The sequence below is a fragment of the Neobacillus drentensis genome, from assembly GCF_036962125.1.
Taxonomy (GTDB): domain Bacteria; phylum Bacillota; class Bacilli; order Bacillales; family Cytobacillaceae; genus Neobacillus; species Neobacillus drentensis_B.
In genome coordinates this window covers 25,108-42,924 of record NZ_JBALOA010000014.1, presented here as the reverse complement: position 1 = coordinate 42,924, position 17,817 = coordinate 25,108, and the positions used below count along the sequence as shown (strand labels likewise).

Below are 17,817 nucleotides of genomic sequence, written 5' to 3'. Positions count from 1 at the left end.
GTTCAAATCCTCCTGGCATCGGCTGTCCGTAACCCTGCGGCATTTGATCGAAGCCAACTGGAGCCTGCTGACCATAGCCTTGTGGCATTTGACCAAACGCAGAAGGATCCATGTAAGGGTAACCCATCGGCTGCTGTGGTGACTGGACACCCATTACGGCTCCTTGATTATATGCTGGGTTCATAACCGGTAATTGCGGCATAAATGATGATGATTCATCATCGAATTGTGGTGCAACAAATGATGTACCTGCAACAGACGGTGCTGGTGCTGGACTGCCTGGTAATCCATATTGACTGCCTGGGAATCCTCCTGGCATAACAGGCTGCATTGGCATAGCCCCGCTTTGTACTTGTGGGTAAGGCATGAACGGCTGCATTTGCATTGGGAATCCGCCAAATGGAGGACAGAATCCAGGCCCTGGCATAATTGGAGTCATTGGAACACAATTATCCTGTAGCGGCGCCACCTCTGCAGGAGCTTCCATTACTGGCGGTGGTGCTGGAACAACAGGTGCTTCCTTAATTGGTGCTTCTTTGATTGGTGCCTCTTTGATTGGCACTTCTTTAATTGGCATTTCTTTCTTTGGTACTTCTTTTATCTCGGGCAGGATATTGGCGGGTTTGGGTGGCAGTTGTGGCTGTTGTACCGTCATATTCTGCATGTTCATCATATAATAATTGTTAATATCTATTTCTGGGACGATTTGTAGGGGCATTTTTGGAGTAAATGGTGCTACGGGTGTTTCTTTGATAATTGGAGCCTCTTTGATAGGAGCCTCCTTGATTGGTACTTCTTTGATTGGTACTTCTTTGATTGGCGCCTCCTTGATTGGTGCTTCCTTGATTGGTACTTCTTTAATTGGTTTTTCTTTAATCAGTACTTCTTTAACGGGTTTCTCTTTGACCAACGGCTGCTCTTTCTTAACTCCTAAGTTGATTGTAGTACCTGGTTTAGTTCCCATCGGTGCTTCTTTTTTTATTGTTCCACCTGATGTTGGGACCTTTACTTTCATACCGGGCATAATCATATCAGGGTTGCTGAGCTGTGAATTCATCTTTTTCAGCTCTTCAAAATTCACGCCGTACTTCTTGGCAATCTTCCAAAGAGTATCCCCTTTCTGTACGATATGGATCTTCACTCTGATTTCCCCTCCTATGGCATAAGTCCATATAGTCTATGTGAAAATGGGCAAAGTGCTATCCTTCTTCACAAAAACTTATGCTATATTTCAAAAGAATATGAATGCCGCCATGAAATATAAAAAGATGCAATTAGGAAAAATTGCATCTTTGCAAATGGGATTTAGGAATGAATAAGCATCCGTTCAAGCGCTAATTTAGCGTTTTCGGCAACCTCAGGACTTACTTTAATGATATTATTAGTCTCCTCAAGAGTATCAAGGCTCCAGACTAAATGCGGCAGGTCAATTCGGTTCATTGTTAGGCATGGGCACATATTTGGATTTAACGAGATGATTTTTTTATCAGGATGATTTTGGATCAAGCGATTGACGAGATTCATTTCTGTACCAATTGCCCAAGCTGTTCCGGGCTCAGCTGTTTCGATTGCTTTGATTATATAGCTCGTTGACCCTGCCATATCAGCTAACTCCACTACCTCGCGGCGGCATTCAGGATGAACGATGATTTTCATATTTGGATATTTATAGCGTGTATCAATCACATTCTGCACAGTGAAATTTTCATGTACGGAACAATGCCCTTTCCAAAGGATGACCTTAATTCCGGAAGGGTCGCCATCAAATTCCAGCTCATTTGTGATTGGGTTCCAAACAGCCATTTCGTCTAAGCTTACTCCCAGTTCCACGGCAGTGTTTCGACCTAAATGCTGATCGGGTAAAAATAAAATCCTTTCCTTTATTTCAAACGCCCACTTCACCATTTTTTCTGCATTGGAAGAGGTGACTGTTGCTCCCCCGTGGGCACCTACAAATGATTTAATCGCAGCTGTTGAATTGACATAGGTTAATGGCAGGATGGTATCTCCAAAAAGTTTCTGAAGCGCATCCCAAGCTCTTTCTGTCTGCTGGAGATCAGCCATATCAGCCATTGAACACCCCGCGCGCATGTCTGGTAAGAATACCTTTTGATTTTCAGTGGTTAAAATATCAGCCGTTTCAGCCATAAAATGCACGCCACAAAAAACAATAAACTCTGCTTCTTTATTTTCAGCAGATAATTGTGCCAGCTGGAGGGAATCACCTGTGGCATCAGCAAACTGAACAACCTCATCTTTTTGATAATGATGACAAGGAATATACAGTCGAGATCCCAGTTCTTTCTTTACCTCAATAACCCGGTTTTCGAGTTCTTGTCTCGACATTTGTTTGTATTGTTCGGGAATCATCTTATTTTTCTGTAGCGTTTCCAAAATATTCACCTTACTCATCTCCTTTTTCCCATTGGACTTTCACACTGATATCAAGGGCTTTGTAGGAATGAGTTAAGTACCCAAGGGAAATATAATCAACACCAGTGTCACGATAATCGGCAATATCGGCCATTTGAATCCCACCAGATGCCTCGGTAATAATTGTCGAGGGAACCAATTTAATTAATTCTTTAATTTCAGCTGGGGTCCGGTTATCAAACATAATCACATCTGCCCCTGCATTTACAGCTTCCAATACTTGCTGCTCCGATTCTACTTCCACTTCAATTTTCACCATATGACCTGCATTTTTACGAACTGCTTCCACAGCATTTGAAATCGAACCGGCAAAAGAAATGTGATTATCTTTAATCATAACTCCATCATATAAACCGAAGCGGTGATTATATCCTCCCCCGCAGCGAACCGCATATTTTTCAAGCATCCGCAGTCCGGGCGTTGTTTTTCGTGTATCACAAATTTTCGTATGGCCGCTATCTAAGGTATTAACCGTTTTTCGAGTGAGCGTGGCAATCCCGCTCATCCGTTGGACAAGATTGAGAATGACTCTTTCGCCTTTTAATAAGTCAGCAATTTTACCGGAGACGACGGCTAGCTGGTCACCATATTTGATTGCTTGACTATCCTTCACAAACAACTGGGTGGTAATTTCATTATTAAGCAGTTTAAAACCCGTCTTAATAATTTCTTCTCCACAAAAAATTCCATTATCCTTTGCAAGAAAGACAATTTTTCCTTCTGTTTCATTGGCAAAGATTAAATCGGTGGTAATATCCTGTTCCCCAATATCTTCAATAAAAAATTTTTCAAGTTGCGAGCGCAGTTTCAATATGTTCATTGGACTTCTCCATTCCCTGGTAATAATGATGAATAATTGATTTCCTTAACCACTGATGATCCTCTTCTCTTGGATAATCACTTCGAAAGTGACCGCCTCGGCTTTCGGTCCGTGCTAGTGCCGCATCTGTGATTAACTTTGCAATGCACAACATAAATACTTTAGTTGTTTCTTCAGTTGAGCATGTATCTAAATGAATGGATTCTGCCCTGAACTGATTTAACCATGCTTGCTGCTTTTTCAAATTGACTTCATCTCGAACAATTCCAACCCGTTCCATCATTAAATCCTTAATTTGTTGGGTGTCAGGTAAACAAACCAATTTTTCTCTTTTGGGCACAAAGTTATATGGGCTTCGTTCTATTTCATAAGGTTCTTTGCATGTTTTATTGATCCACTTCGCTAAATGCTCTCCTTGGAATAGACCCTCTAATAAGGAATTACTTGCTAAACGATTGGCACCGTGTAATCCTGTACAGGAGGACTCTCCTATGGCATAGAGTCCATCTATGGAAGAACGCCCGATTAAATCGGTTTTAATTCCTCCCATTAAGAAATGGCTGCCAGGTGCAACCGGGATTTTTCCATTGGAAATTTGGATCCCATTTTCTTCACAAATCGATGTGATGGAAGGAAATCTTTTTCTAAAGTTATCAATGGTGCTTATATCTAGGTACACCTGTTTCCCTTTTTTTAGGTATTCATAGATTCTTTGTGAGACTACATGCCGCGGCCCGAGGTCTTTTAAGGGGTGAACCCCTTCCATGATAGGAATCCCATCATCCGTAACGAGAATGGCCCCTTCTCCTCTCACAGCCTCGGATATTAACCCCTTTGTTTCACCGTTAATATATAAGAGCGTAGGGTGGAATTGAATAAATTCCATATCAACAATCTCCACACCGGCTAAATAAGCCATGGCAATCCCATCACCGCTAACCGTTTTGGCGTTAGAAGTATAGGTATATAGTTGACCACAGCCTCCTGTTGCGATAATGATATGCTTGCCATAAAACTTTTGAATGGTTCCTGCTGATGTTTTGGCTTTAACCCCAATACAGCGTGTCTGTTCGGTATTAAGTAGTAATTCATAGGCAAAACAATTTTCCTCGACGGAAAGATTACACCTTTGCTTGAGCCTGGTTATCAAATTCTCCATGACGTTCTTTCCGGTGGCATCACCGCCGCCATGAACAATCCTCTTCTCACTGTGCGCCCCTTCCATCCCAAGCAACCATTCGCCCTTCTGATTCTTATCAAATATGTCTCCTTGTCGATCCAGGTTCTTAATTAAGTCGGGGGCAGCAGTAATCACTTCGTGCACAACGTCTTGATTATTGTGAAACCTTCCCGCTTCAAGCGTATCAATCATATGCTTTCCAGGGTGGTCTGTTTTTCCAAGTGCCGCTGCAATCCCGCCCTGGGCGAGATAAGAATTGGCCGTTCTCAACTTTTCTTTTGTGAGTATCCTCACATTTACATCGTCAGTGAGCTGGACAGCAAACTGTAAGGCGGCTATTCCACTTCCTATTATTAATACATCATCCTCAGTCATTAAATGACCCTCCTGACCTAACAGGTGTCTTGACATCTATATTTACATAGAATTAAACTAAAAACAAGTATTTTTATAGAAAAGTAGAATGCTAAAGGTTTGCTGTGTTAGCTTGATAAAAAATGAGAATTGGAGACATACCATGAAATATTTTGATTTTGCGGCAACAACTCCACTCGACCCTGAAGCAGCGGAAGTGTATGTACAAGTTGCAACGGAGTACTATGGCAATTCAAGCAGTCTCCATGATATTGGTGGTCAATCTGCTGCCCTCCTGGAGAATTGCCGTGAAGAATTGGCCAAACTAGCTGGGATTGATAAACAAGGGTTGTTCTTTACTAGCGGCGGGACGGAGGGAAATTTTTTAGCGGTAGAGGCTTTATTGTCCTCCCCCAAAAAGGATGGAAATCATATCATCGCTGGTATGGCCGAGCATTCATCCATCCACGGAGTTCTGAATCGACTAAAAGGAGCTGGCTATGAAATCACACTGCTTCCCCTCAATTCAAATGGACTGGTTGATTTAGAACTGTTAGTGGAATCCATTAAACCAGGAACAATAATGATTGCACTTCAGCATGTCAATTCTGAAATTGGCACCATCCAGCCAATCGAGGAAATCGCAACAATATGCCGGTTAAATGGAATTCATCTCCACAGCGATTGTGTGCAGTCGTTTGGAAAAATTAATGTAAACACGATAGCTCCTCTAGTGAGTAGTTTTTCTTTTTCAGGTCATAAAATATATGGTCCAAAAGGAATAGGCGGAGTTTACGTTGATCCCCATATTAACTGGGAGCCCTTTTTTCCTGGGGGGTCTCATGAAAATGGTTTTCGACCGGGCACTTCAAATGTTCCTGCCATTGCCGCGATGACTGTCGCAGCACAGAAAATAACCGCAAACTTGCAAGAGGATCATCATAGATACCGATTATTACGGAAGGCCTTAATTGATTCGCTGGAACCGATTAAAGAAAAAGTAACAATATATCAAGCGGATGATATGTCCCAGGTCGCTACTATTATTGGGCTTCGTATTTCTGGCATCGAAGGTCAATGGATGATGCTTGAATGCAATCGGCTTGGCTTTGCGATTTCCACGGGTAGTGCCTGTCAGATTGGCATGCAATCCCCGGCCAAAGTCACTCAGGCACTGGGACTTACTACTACTGAAGCAAAAGAGTTTATTCGAGTTTCATTTGGCCGTTCCACCTGTTTGGAGGATGTGGTCGAGCTTGGGGAAAGTATAGTTACAATTGTTAATAAATTCAGTGCTTCTGCAGTTATAGAAAATAATTAAACTATGCTAAAATAGGGAAACAGCAATGCATTTAGGAGGTATTTTATGGTAGAGCAAAGAAAAATATTGGGAGAGGAAAGGAGGTCTTTGATTTTACAATTGCTAAAAGACAGTCCTGTCCCGTTGACAGGCAGTGAACTGGCCAATCGCACCAATGTTAGCAGACAGGTGATTGTCGGGGATATTACGCTTCTTAAGGCAAAAAATGAACCCATTATCGCAACGAGCCAAGGTTATATTTATTTAAAGCAAAGCACTAGCACATATACTTTTGAAAGAACGATTGCCTGCAAACATTTACCTAATGACACAGAAAAAGAACTGAATTTGCTCGTGGACCATGGAGTATTAGTGAAGGATGTCAAAATTGAACACAAGGTTTATGGCGATTTAACAGCGTCAATTATGGTCTCAAATCGCCAAGAAGTAAAACAATTCATGGCAAATATGCAAAAGACAGGAGCTGCACTATTATCTGAGCTAACCGAAGGAATTCACCTTCATACGATTTCTGCATCAAGTATCCAAGTTTTAGATGAAGCTGAATCAGCCTTAAAAGCAGAAGGCTTTTTATTTGAATCCTAAATTAATCATCCGCACCTATAATAAAGGACCCGTAATAATAACGGGTCCCTTTTCAATCAGTCTAAATTTACTAAAACAGATGGATAACTACCTAGTAACGTGACACCGCAGCCTAATGCTTCTAGTTCTGCAATTGCTCCTGGAATCAAGACCTCATCCAGCTTCATTTCTAAATCAATGATGAAAAAATAATTGCCAATTCCTGTTTTCATCGGCCGGGATTCAATCTTTGATAAGTTTAATTTTCGCCATGCAAACGCAGATAAGACTTGATGCAATGCCCCCGCTCGGTCCGAAGGGAGTGTAACCATCAGGGTTGTTTTATAGTGGGTTGACCCGCTAATCGACTGAAAATCAAGACCTTTTTCAGACAGTACGACAAAGCGGGTATGATTGTAATCAAAATCATGTACATTTCTTTTCACAATTGCCAGCCCATATTCCCGTGCAGCAAGTTCATTGGCTATCGCAGCAATATTTATATCAGGGTTCTCCATCACCATTTTTGCGGCAGCTGCGGTTGAGGACACACTGTCAAATGGAACACCCTTCAACTGGTTATGTAAAAATTTATGACATTGGGCGATCGCATGAGAGTGACTATAGACCTTACTGACAGTCTGCCAATTTTCCTGATTATCAGGATGCACCAGCAAGTGCTGCTTGATCGGTAGAGTAATTTCACCAACAATAGGGATTTGAACAACCTGCGTTAAATAATCAAGCGTAATATTGACAGAGCCTTCTAACGCATTCTCGATTGGAACCACGGTTAGTTCCACTTCTTTTTCGACTAAGGCATCCATACTTGCAGGGATTGTCTTATAGGGCTCAAGTTCACATCCTTGAAAAACCTTTTTGACTGCTAACTCAGTAAATGTAGCCTTTGGTCCTAAGTATCCAACCTTCACTATTTCCCCACTCCTTACTTTTTTAAAAAGAAAGCTGAGAGCAGGCTGTAGTTATCCTACACACCAGTTCCCAGCACTTCTACCTTCTCTACAAATTCGAGCTTCCTTAACTCTTTCAGTAACTCATCTATTTCCATCGTCATATTTGAAGTGTTTAATGAGAGTGTCACATTGGCCCTGCCTTGCAACGGAATCGTTTGGTGTAGGGTGACAATGTTACAGCCTGAGTGTGCAACCACACCGAGCAAGTTTGAGAGCGTACCCGAGCGATCTTCTAAATGAAAGAAAAGCGAGACAAGCTTTTCCTTTTTAATCGATGAAAAAGGAAAAACCGTATCTCTGTATTTATAAAAGGCACTTCTGCTTAAATCCACTTTTTGAACAGCATCAGCAATTGATTCAGCCTTTCCTCTTTCGAGCATTTCTTTCACATCAAGTGTTTTTTTCATCGCTTCCGGCAAAACATCTTCACGGACTAAATAAAACTTTTTATCGATTGTTTCCATTCTTATCACTCTACCTTAGTCTATTCAGGACACGTCCCAATCTACTCAATAAACTCAAATTCAAACTCTAACAATTTCACAATATCCCCGTCTTTTGCTCCTCTTTCCCTTAATGCATCATCCACACCTAAACCACGCAGTTGACGTGCAAAACGACGAACGGATTCTTCTCTTGAAAAGTCTGTCATCTTAAAGAGTTTATCTGTTTTTTCACCAGAGACAACAAATGTACCATTCGGTTCTCTTGTAATTTTAAATGCTTCCGGTTCAGCTTCGTGCTTATAAAGAACACGATGCACACCCGTTGTTTCCTCTTCTTCATGCTCAAGCGGGAATTCCGGTGTTTCCTCGATCTTATCTGCAACCGCAAATAATAATTCACGCAATCCTTTTCTCGTTACTGCTGAGATTGGGAAGATTGGGAAATCTTCATCAAGCTGTTCTTTAAACTTTTTCAAATTTTCTTCTGCTTCAGGCATGTCCATCTTATTGGCTACAATAATTTGTGGCCGTTCTGTCAAACGTAAATTATATTCACTTAGTTCATGATTGATGGTCTGGAAGTCTTCATATGGGTCCCTGCCTTCCATCGCAGACATATCGATGACATGGACGATTACCCTTGTCCGTTCAATATGTCGTAAGAACTGATGACCTAAGCCGACACCTTCACTTGCTCCTTCAATCAACCCAGGTAAATCGGCCATAACAAAGCTACGGCCGTCTTCTGTTTCTACCATGCCGAGATTCGGAACAATCGTGGTAAAGTGGTACTCGGCGATTTTTGGCCTTGCCGAAGAAACAACCGATAATAACGTTGATTTCCCAACACTTGGAAACCCAACCAAACCAACATCAGCAAGCAGTTTTAATTCTAAAATTACTTCACGCTCTTGACCTGGTTCTCCATTTTCCGAGAGCTCCGGAGCCGGATTTGCAGGGGTCGCAAATCGTGAATTTCCGCGCCCGCCACGGCCGCCTCTGGCAATAATCGCCTGTTGTCCATTTTCGACTAAATCAGCAATAACTTCCTTCGTATCGGCGTCAATGACTACTGTTCCAGGTGGTACTTTAACAATCATATCCTTTGCACCAGCACCGTGCTGATTTTTGGACATGCCGTGCTCGCCGCGTGGCGCCTTAAAATGACGCTGATATCGGAAATCCATTAACGTACGCAAACCTTCATTTACTTCAAAAACAACATTGGCACCTTTTCCGCCATCTCCACCGGCCGGACCGCCTTTTGGTATATATTTTTCCTTACGGAACGCGACCATACCATTTCCGCCATCTCCGCCTTTTACATAAATCTTCGTTTGATCAACAAACATCTTATTCCTCCAGTCTGCATTTTGAATCAAAAAATGTCACGAAATATATCTCAGCTTTAACCTATTTATTTTGAAAAGGTATAAAAACTTCTAACGCGAGTTCACTTTTTGAGAAGTCCTTGACCTCGATATTGAGGTATTGATTTGGTTCTGCAAGGAATTCTTCAATTAAATGGCTTTTTATTATTATCCCGCTAAAATCAAAAAAGAAACGAATTCCTTGGGATTGCGGGTCAATTGTTATTGAAAGATGATTTTCCTGGAATATTTCAATGGCATTATTTAAACATTGAAATAAAAGCCTTGTCCAATTTGTCATTAATTCTTCTTTAATTTGGTATGCCTCCGGGTCTTGCAGCACCTCATATTCAAGTTTAAAGGAAGGGTTCTCCCAATTAGCTTTTAGCAGCAGCGAGGCAAACAAAGGCATCCTCAGATTCGACAGCTTTGACTCATGCTGTGCTTCAATGATAATTTCATCAATGACCGCTTTTGCCCGGTCGATTCGATTTAAATCCAAGTTCCCCTTTATTAATTGAAGCTTATTTAACCAATCATGACGAGAATGCCGAAGCACCTCAACAATATCCCATTCTTTCTCCATACGTACACTCCCACATTAAGTGTGACAACACCAGTTTGCTGATAGTATATCAAAAAATTAACTCTGAGTAAGCTTATTTCTTTGATGAATGTTTTTTAGAGGCAAAAAGAAGCATCTACGAAGGCGTTCTCCCGAAGTAAATTGTGGAAGGAATTTTCGATAGATAAAAAGAAAACTCTAACCAAAGAGGTTAGAGTTTTCGCTAGTTCCCTTAAGCTTCTTGAGCTACTGGATAAACGCTCACTTTTTTGCGATCACGACCGAAACGTTCAAATTTTACAACGCCGTCAACTTTTGCAAAAAGTGTATCGTCGCCTCCACGGCCAACGTTTTCACCTGGGTAAATCTTTGTACCGCGTTGACGGTAAAGGATTGAACCACCAGTTACGAATTGTCCGTCTGCACGCTTAGCACCAAGGCGCTTAGCGATAGAGTCACGTCCGTTTCTTGTAGAACCTACACCCTTTTTAGATGCAAACAACTGAAGATCTAATTTTAATAACATTTATTCCACCTCCTGCTTTTTGAAGGTAATCTTTATGTGCTTTCCGTATTCTTCTTCAATCGTCCGTAATGAAACAGCCATACCTTCAAGAAGAAGTTGTACTTTCTCATATATGTCTTGCGGAAGATTTTCCGGTACAACACAGCGGAGAAAGCCGCTTTCATGCTCAATCTCAGGTGTTACACCGGTTAGGGCGTGCACCGCGTTGATTGCGCCAATCGATACTGCAGATACGCCTGCACAGACAATATCTTTGCCACGATTAGCGAAAAATGCATGACCACTTATTTCAAATGATTGAATAAATTCGGACTTCGTACGATTAATCGTAATTTGAATCATCTATGATTCAACACCTTATGCGTTGATTTTTTCGATGATTACTTTAGTGTAAGGTTGACGATGACCTTGCTTCTTACGGTTGTTTTTCTTCGCCTTGTACTTGAAAACAATGATTTTCTTTTGACGGCCTTGTTTTTCAACTTTAGCTGTAACTGTAGCACCTGCAACAACAGGAGAACCTACTTTTACGTTTTCACCGCCAACGAATAATACCTTGTCAAAAGTAACTGTTTCACCAGCTTCAACATCTAATTTTTCAATGTAGATAGCTTGGCCTTCTTCAACTTTCAATTGCTTACCGCCAGTTTCGATAATTGCGTACATGAACTGCACCTCCTTATAAACTCAGACTCGCCATACACAGGCGCTTTTAGCAAAATGCAAAGACTTAATACCTGTTCTGTGCGGTTGTAGCACGGGTGCGCTACAAACATAACATTAAAATCCTAACATATTCTAGGCAAAAGTGTCAATAGAAATTTAGGAACATCATTTGCTGTCCAATCCTTTTTGAGCAATCTCACTCACATTCCCGAATTGTTTTAGAACATAATAAGGACGATTCGATGGCTGAATAGAAAAATAGAGCTTAAAATGTAAGAGTTCTTCGAGGGCTTCTAGATATGCTCCATTTGGCCCTAAAAGATGCTCTTTTATCTCATTAGTCGTTTCTATCAAGACCGCTTCGAACTCCGAATAGCGTTGCTCCATCAGTTCCCGCTCCAGCCTAAAACCGACCGTTTCTGGACTTAGAATCCTTCCGGTTCCGTCACAGACAGGACACTTCACCTCAAGGGCCTCTGACAGGGTGACTTTCGTCTTCTTCCTTGTCATTTGAAGGATGCCAAGCGGGGTAAAGCCAATGATCTTTGTTCTTCTCTGATCCTTGGATACTTCTGATTCGATTAGACTAAGAATCGATTGCTTGTCCTTTTCGCGTGTCATGTCAATAAAATCGATAAGGACTATTCCGCCAATATCACGGAGCCTTAGCTGCCGGACTACTTCTATCGCAGCTAACGTATTCGTTTTTAAAACCGTCTCCTGATAATCTGTCTTTCCTGAAAATTTCCCAGTATTCACATCAATAATGGTTAATGCTTCGGTTTCATCAAAAATCAGGTAAGCGCCATGCTCAAGCCAGACAATCCGCTTTAGGGCTTTATCTATTTCATGCTCCACATTATGTACTGAAAAAATATTCTCTTTTCCATTATAGTAACTTAGTTTAATTTTAGTATTTTTCTCTTCAGCTAGCTTTTTAAGTGCTAAGTCATCAACGATTACTTCTCCGTCCGTCATTCGCCCCACTTGTTCCAAGATCATTTCGACAAAGGTATCCTTTTGAAAAATAAGTCCTGGCTTTTTTAGAGCCGCAGTTTTTTGCACCAAATGTTGGTGCATTGAGCGTAGTTCCGCTAGTTCAATGTGAATTTCATCTTCTGTGCACGAATGGGCGGAAGTACGAAAAATCAGTCCCTCTTCATCTGTTTTTATATGGCCGCCAATCTGACGAAGCGCTGCTTGTTGTTTGGTATCAGTGATTTTTTTTGAAACGGCTACATACCGCCCTTTTGGCATGTAAATCAGATGATTCCCTGGTATTTCAATAATCCCCGTTACGCGGGCTCCTTTTGTGCCGGTTGCATCCTTGTCCACTTGAACTAGCAGCTTTTCTCCCTGATGCACGAATGAGGAAACATTCTTTTGTTTATCAGCCGACAAGAGATAGGAAGGAAGCATATTCCGTTGTAAATACGCATTTTTCTCTTCACCGATGTCAATGAACACAGCATTCATGCCCGGTAATACTTTCGTGACTGTCCCGAAATAAATATTACCGACCAGAGTACGGTGCTCTGGCCGGTCGAAAACGATATTCTCAACACGGTTGTCTTTTACATAAGCAAATCGCTTTTCCCGTGAGTTGTAATTTATTATTAGTGTTTCCAATCAAGCAACCTCACTTTTTTCTTTTAATAATACCCTTTTTAGTACGAAAAAAGAAGGTCGCTGATTTTGTCGGTTAGCCGTCGCTCGGTAAAGTAGGCGTGCAGGAGTTCGTTTTCGTCGAGCAGTCCTTTTTCCTTGCCATCTGCTTCGACGATGATCGGATGTTTACAGCCGCGTTGAAACTTTTCTAAGACGTGAATGAGGAGTTCCTCTTCATTGGCTTCAATTGGTTTTAGAGTCTGCAAACTTGATTTTTTCCCGTAATAACGCTCCAATAAAAATCTCATAAAAATAAAGCGCCGCTGTTTCCATTCATGGTAAAGTGAAAAATAAAGAAACGCGACGATGATCCAGACATTGATATGAGTCGGAGCCGCTACAAGGGTTACCAACGAGAAAATGGACAGGCTAACCAATGAAAGGATGAGTGTTATACGATGGGCGGTCGGGAAAGAATTTTTTAATGAGAGCAGTAAGAAAACTAATTTTCCACCATCAAGCGGCCAAACAGGAAAAAGATTGAATATAAAAATCATTAGATTATAGCTTAAGAATAGCTGAAATAGGTCAACAGGCATCAAGTTGATACTAACCAACCCATAGGCTAAGGCCACCATCCATACATGCTGGAGCGGCCCGGCAAGAACGACAATTGTCTCTTCTTTTAACGGCCGATTACCATGCTCATCCATCTCAGCAACCCCGCCAAACGGCAAAAGAGTAATTTTTTTGATTCTCCATGAAAAAAAAGAAGCCGCAGCCGCATGCCCCAATTCATGGATGAAAATGATTCCTAGCAATAAGCAAACCTCAACGAAATGTGCGGTAGCAACGGAAAGGGCAATGACAAGCCATAACAATGGATGTATAGTAATCAGTCGAAATAAGTTTATGGCTTTATTCAAAGCGAATCACCTGGATGGGGTCGATAAAATCATCGCCTTTTTTTATCGCAAAGTAATACTTACCTTTTGTTTTATCTTCACCAGTTGACCCAGAAACCGTACCGACTACTTTTCTTTTTTCAACATATTCATATAAGTTCACACTAATTTCATCTAAATTTCCATACCAGGTTTCCGTTGAATCCGAATGCTGGACAATAACGGTTTTCCCAAGTTCTTCTTTCACGCCGGCAAAGGTTACAATTCCATCATTAATTGTTTGCACCGATGCCCCTTTACCTGTTTCAATCATAATCCCCTGGCCATTTTTTTCAAAGTTCTCAAGGATTTTTCCCATTGCCGGTACGGAAAACTCCTTTTCAGCCACTGTTTTTTTCTCTTTTTGATTTTTATCAGAAAATGGTAAAAGAGCTAACGGCTTTCCAAATTTACTTTCGTACCAGTTGGATACGGTCGCAAATTTAAAATCCTTGTCCATCGTTCTTGTGACCACGTCTCTTGTCGGTTCCAAAGCAGCCGAATGGTTCCGAAAAAGGATGGCAATCACTAAAAACAGGAGGATAGAGGATAATATTTTGAAAAAGAAGACTTCCTTCTTAAATAATGGATGTCCGTCATCACTATTACTACTTCCTGAAGAAGTAAAATGGTTAAAGCCATATTTTTCGTCGTCACTAGGCCACGTAATCTGGTGGTCGGGGCTTTTTACCGTTGATCCTTTATCAGTTTTTCGCTTTGCGATTCGTCGCCGAATTTCTTCCGGTGTAGACCGCGCCATTTCCATCCACCCTCTTCACAATATTTTGTACAAGTCTATGAACGAGAATGGAAGAGTATGTCTCTAAAATAAAACAACCTGTCCACAAGGAAGTGGACAGGTCATTTAGAGACGGTATATTTTATTAACGCACCCCAAAGAACTTCTTAATTTTCGTAAACATTCCTTTTTCTCCATCTTCGAGAGACTGAAGGGGGATTGATTCGCCAAGAATCCTTCTGGCAATATTTCGATAGGCAATCGAAGCTTTATTGTTTGGATTTAAGGCGATCGGTTCACCATGGTTAGAGGCTTTAATTACCTCATCATCATCGGCTACAATGCCGATTAGTTCAATCGAGAGATGCTGGGTTACCTCATCAATCTCGAGCATATCGCCATTTTTCACCATATGATTTCGAATCCGGTTAATTACTAATTTAGGCGACTCCATATTTGGCTGTTTTTCGAGCAAACCAATGATTCGGTCGGCATCACGAACAGCAGAAGCCTCCGGGGTTGTAACGACAATCGCTTTGTCAGCTCCAGCTACAGCATTTTGGAACCCCTGTTCAATCCCAGCGGGGCAATCAATAATAATATAATCGTAATCCTGCTTTAATTCTGTAATAAGTTCTTTCATTTGCTCGGGCTTAACCGCTGATTTATCAACCGTTTGCGCCGCAGGCAATAAATATAATAATCCATCAAAACGTTTATCCTTTACAAGGGCTTGATGGATTTTGCAACGTTTTTCAACGACATCTACTAAATCATAAATAATTCGATTTTCAAGTCCCATCACGACATCCAAGTTACGAAGACCGATGTCTGTATCTACTAAACATACTTTTTTACCTTGAAGGGCTAATGATGTGCCGATATTAGCAGAAGTTGTTGTTTTTCCTACTCCACCCTTACCGGATGTAATTACTATTGCCTCTCCCACTTTAATGTCCCCCTTCTAATCTCGTTAAATTAGGTCTTAATTGAATTAAAACTTGCAATCTATCAACAATGATTTGACGGTCTTCATTTATATAAGCGCATTCCATTTCCCGCATTTCATTGCTTTCAATGCTATCTGGAGTTCTATTTAAACAATCACTAATTCGAAGCTGTGATGGCTTCATACTTGATGCGGCAATGACAGCTCGATCATTGCCATAGCAGCCAGCATGAGCAATCCCCTTTAAGGTACCCATGATAAAAATATTTCCGCCTGCAATGACCGTCCCGCCTGGATTAACATCACCAATTAACAGCAGGTCACCAGGCACTTCAAGGACTTGTCCAGAGCGAATAATTCTTGAAACGGTAATGACCTCCGTTTCGGCCACTAACTCTTTCGCTTCTTCCTTCGTGATTACATTAGATTCAATATCATCAACAACAAAGTTTTTCTTTTGACGAATTAAGTTTTTTAGTTCTTCAAGCTGCAGTTCACTTAAATAGCGGTTACCGAGATCCACCTTGACTGAGGTTAAATGACGCTCATCCTGTGTCCTCGAGTTGGCTGAAAGTTTATGATCAAGTTCCCTTTTTAGTTCATCGTAAGAACAGCTATCATCAAGATGAAGGACAAGACCTTCCTTCGTTCCTTTTATTGTAACCTTTTGCCGTTTTTTCATGGAGAAATTTTCACCTCATAATAGGAAAGCAATTTCGGAACAGGCCAAATTTTGGCTGTTTTAAGAGGGATATGGAAGCCCTCTCACTTATTCCGAATCAAAAGTCATACTACCTTTATAAAAATTCGACACAATGCGTCTATTCTCCTCTTTTTTTAAAAAAATCATTCAGCCCTTAATGCTTCCGAATGTTTTTCAAAAAGCCACTTTAATGGATAGGCAGCAACGAGTGTAATAACTGCATTTAAGATAAGAGTTGGGTAAAAACGTAAGTTAATAAAGCCAATAAAATCAAGGTCTGTTACATGGATTAAATAATTCATTTCATAAACACCAATCTCTAATAACGAGATGCCGAGAAGGGCTGCAAGAAACGCCGTGATTATATTGGACTGGATAATCTGCAGGAGTTTATAAATGAGATAAGAAATAAATGGATATAAGAAAAAGTATATGCCAATAATTTCGACATAAACGATGTCAAATAAAAGTCCAAAGATAGCCGCATAAATAATGCCATGTTTTCTTCCAACAAATATTGTTAAAAACAGAATCGCAATAAAAAGAAAGTGCGGAACAAAAATCCGCTCCATTCCAAAAACCTTTGCAGGTAAATACTCCACAAAAAGGCTTTCAATAATAAAGAGCAAAAGAAATAATAGAGGAAGAAGGAATTTTCTCAATAATCTTTCTCCTTCCCATCAGAAGTTTGCATATTTACTGACTTGGTCATTGATCTTTTTATCACAATAACATTTTCAATATCATAAAAATCCGCACCTGGTTTCACGAGGGCCGTTTGATTTAAGCCATACTGATCGGGTTTTATATCAACAACCTTCCCAATCATCAATCCTTTCGGAAATACACCGCCTAATCCAGAAGTTATAACAGTTTGCCCTTTTTCAATTTTGTCCCCTGAAGGAATTGATTTAATTAACAAGAGTTTTTGTTTGTCATCAAATCCCTGAACAAATCCATAAACATCTTTTTTTCCTTGGACAACAGCTGATATACGATTTTTAGGATCCATCGCACTTAATAGCTGTACGGTCGAACTAAATTGTGTCACATTTTTTACTTTGCCCAGCAGGCCGGTTGCTGTGACGACAGCCATATTTTTTTCGATGCCGTTTAGTTTGCCTTTGTCGATTATAATCATTTCATGCCAACGATCAGGGTTTCTGCCAATGACGGTAGCTGGTAATGGTTTGAAGTCTCGCAGGGTTCTTTTTTCACCGAGAATGTCACGCAATTCTTCGTTGTCTTTCTTGAGTTCTTGAACTTGGGCTTCAAGATTGACAAGATTTTCGACCCGTGATTTTAATTCTTTATTCTCATCGTATGTATTTTGCAAATCCTGGAGATTTTCAAAAAAGCCTGTCACAAAATGAGTAGGCTTTGAAACCAGGGATTGAACCCAGCCGGTGGTATCTTTGAGAAATTGCTCCGGCCAAGTTAGTTTACTTCTCTCCCTTAAAGAAAACCCAATCAATGCCACGAGAACAATGATGCTGACAAGCAAAATAATCAGACGTTTATTCAGAAAGAACTGTGGCATGATTATACACCTCTATTTTATCTAGATAATAAGTTATGATTTTTTAGTCTTTGTTAATTGTCTAGCTCCAGCGACCAACGGCTAGTGGACTTCGCTCTTCTCCCTACGATAAGTC

Annotated in this window: 21 protein-coding genes, 1 pseudogene and 1 other annotated feature; of the genes and pseudogenes, 5 read left to right on the top strand and 17 right to left on the bottom strand. The window is 40.8% G+C overall.

Features of this window, described 5'->3' with window-relative positions:
• The 3 genes and pseudogenes from V7121_RS24930 to V7121_RS24920 all read left to right on the top strand — a co-directional run.
• Positions 1-186: hypothetical protein (locus V7121_RS24930; RefSeq protein WP_420490717.1), on the top strand; the 186-nt coding region annotated here is incomplete at its 5' end.
• A 179-nt stretch (positions 187-365) separates the two neighbouring features.
• A complete protein-coding gene (locus V7121_RS24925; RefSeq protein WP_335496671.1) occupies positions 366-677 on the top strand; it encodes a pentapeptide repeat-containing protein in 312 nt (103 codons plus the stop codon).
• A 3-nt stretch (positions 678-680) separates the two neighbouring features.
• A pseudogene (locus V7121_RS24920) lies at positions 681-818 on the top strand (hypothetical protein); the annotation flags it as partial.
• Positions 819-1,305: 487 nt separating this feature from the next.
• On the opposite strand, the gene nadA reads toward V7121_RS24920, so the two are convergent.
• From nadA to nadB, 3 genes are read right to left on the bottom strand one after another with little or no spacing between them, the layout of a single operon-like run.
• On the bottom strand, positions 1,306-2,403 hold the full coding sequence (nadA, locus tag V7121_RS11855) for a quinolinate synthase NadA (protein ID WP_335546661.1): 1,098 nt from the start codon (positions 2,401-2,403) through the stop codon (positions 1,306-1,308).
• Position 2,404: 1 nt separating this feature from the next.
• Positions 2,405-3,253, bottom strand: a complete 849-nt coding sequence (gene nadC / locus V7121_RS11850; RefSeq protein WP_335496676.1) for a carboxylating nicotinate-nucleotide diphosphorylase — start codon at positions 3,251-3,253, stop codon at positions 2,405-2,407.
• Positions 3,222-4,808 (bottom strand): L-aspartate oxidase, encoded by a 1,587-nt coding sequence (gene nadB, locus V7121_RS11845; protein WP_335546659.1) that lies wholly within the window; start codon positions 4,806-4,808, stop codon positions 3,222-3,224. Before nadB ends, nadC begins: the two co-directional genes overlap by 32 nt.
• 142 nt (positions 4,809-4,950) lie before the next feature.
• On the opposite strand from nadB, the gene V7121_RS11840 reads away from it, so the two are divergent.
• Positions 4,951-6,108 carry an IscS subfamily cysteine desulfurase gene (locus V7121_RS11840; RefSeq protein WP_335546657.1) on the top strand — a complete coding sequence of 386 codons (1,158 nt, stop codon included), beginning with the start codon at positions 4,951-4,953 and terminating at the stop codon, positions 6,106-6,108.
• A gap of 45 nt (positions 6,109-6,153) precedes the next feature.
• Positions 6,154-6,693, top strand: coding sequence for a transcription repressor NadR (locus V7121_RS11835; RefSeq protein WP_335496683.1), 540 nt, complete (start codon positions 6,154-6,156; stop codon positions 6,691-6,693).
• A 56-nt stretch (positions 6,694-6,749) separates the two neighbouring features.
• On the opposite strand, the gene pheA is transcribed toward V7121_RS11835, so the two are convergent.
• The 14 genes from pheA to mreC all read right to left on the bottom strand — a co-directional run bounded on the left by pheA (position 6,750) and on the right by mreC (position 17,702).
• Positions 6,750-7,604 (bottom strand): prephenate dehydratase, encoded by an 855-nt coding sequence (gene pheA, locus V7121_RS11830; RefSeq protein WP_335496685.1) that lies wholly within the window; start codon positions 7,602-7,604, stop codon positions 6,750-6,752.
• Positions 7,605-7,660: 56 nt separating this feature from the next.
• A complete protein-coding gene (locus V7121_RS11825) occupies positions 7,661-8,110 on the bottom strand; it encodes an ACT domain-containing protein (RefSeq protein WP_335496687.1) in 450 nt (149 codons plus the stop codon).
• 41 nt (positions 8,111-8,151) lie between these two features.
• The gene (gene obgE / locus V7121_RS11820; protein WP_335496689.1) at positions 8,152-9,444 is read right to left on the bottom strand and encodes a GTPase ObgE; all 1,293 of its coding nucleotides are present in this window, start codon (positions 9,442-9,444) and stop codon (positions 8,152-8,154) included.
• Positions 9,445-9,505: 61 nt separating this feature from the next.
• Positions 9,506-10,048 carry a Spo0B C-terminal domain-containing protein gene (locus V7121_RS11815; protein ID WP_335496691.1) on the bottom strand — a complete coding sequence of 181 codons (543 nt, stop codon included), beginning with the start codon at positions 10,046-10,048 and terminating at the stop codon, positions 9,506-9,508.
• 211 nt (positions 10,049-10,259) lie between these two features.
• Entirely contained in the window at positions 10,260-10,553 is a 294-nt protein-coding gene (rpmA, locus tag V7121_RS11810) for a 50S ribosomal protein L27 (RefSeq protein WP_335496693.1), read from the bottom strand.
• Positions 10,554-10,895: a ribosomal-processing cysteine protease Prp gene (locus tag V7121_RS11805; protein WP_335546656.1), complete on the bottom strand. Its 342-nt coding sequence runs from the start codon at positions 10,893-10,895 to the stop codon at positions 10,554-10,556.
• A 15-nt stretch (positions 10,896-10,910) separates the two neighbouring features.
• A complete protein-coding gene (gene rplU / locus V7121_RS11800; protein WP_335496697.1) occupies positions 10,911-11,219 on the bottom strand; it encodes a 50S ribosomal protein L21 in 309 nt (102 codons plus the stop codon).
• 13 nt (positions 11,220-11,232) lie between these two features.
• Positions 11,233-11,315, bottom strand: a sequence feature (ribosomal protein L21 leader region).
• A gap of 69 nt (positions 11,316-11,384) precedes the next feature.
• Positions 11,385-12,848, bottom strand: a complete 1,464-nt coding sequence (locus tag V7121_RS11795; RefSeq protein ID WP_335496699.1) for an Rne/Rng family ribonuclease — start codon at positions 12,846-12,848, stop codon at positions 11,385-11,387.
• A gap of 38 nt (positions 12,849-12,886) precedes the next feature.
• Positions 12,887-13,753 (bottom strand): M50 family metallopeptidase, encoded by an 867-nt coding sequence (locus V7121_RS11790; protein WP_335496701.1) that lies wholly within the window; start codon positions 13,751-13,753, stop codon positions 12,887-12,889.
• A complete protein-coding gene (locus V7121_RS11785) occupies positions 13,746-14,531 on the bottom strand; it encodes a M23 family metallopeptidase (protein WP_335496703.1) in 786 nt (261 codons plus the stop codon). Before V7121_RS11785 ends, V7121_RS11790 begins: the two co-directional genes overlap by 8 nt.
• A gap of 124 nt (positions 14,532-14,655) precedes the next feature.
• Positions 14,656-15,459, bottom strand: a complete 804-nt coding sequence (gene minD / locus V7121_RS11780; protein WP_335496704.1) for a septum site-determining protein MinD — start codon at positions 15,457-15,459, stop codon at positions 14,656-14,658.
• A gap of 1 nt (position 15,460) precedes the next feature.
• Entirely contained in the window at positions 15,461-16,141 is a 681-nt protein-coding gene (gene minC, locus V7121_RS11775; RefSeq protein WP_335546654.1) for a septum site-determining protein MinC, read from the bottom strand.
• A gap of 164 nt (positions 16,142-16,305) precedes the next feature.
• Positions 16,306-16,824, bottom strand: a complete 519-nt coding sequence (gene mreD, locus V7121_RS11770; RefSeq protein WP_335496708.1) for a rod shape-determining protein MreD — start codon at positions 16,822-16,824, stop codon at positions 16,306-16,308.
• The gene (mreC, locus tag V7121_RS11765; protein ID WP_335546652.1) at positions 16,821-17,702 is read right to left on the bottom strand and encodes a rod shape-determining protein MreC; all 882 of its coding nucleotides are present in this window, start codon (positions 17,700-17,702) and stop codon (positions 16,821-16,823) included. Before mreC ends, mreD begins: the two co-directional genes overlap by 4 nt.
• Between the last annotated feature and the right edge of the window lie 115 nt (positions 17,703-17,817).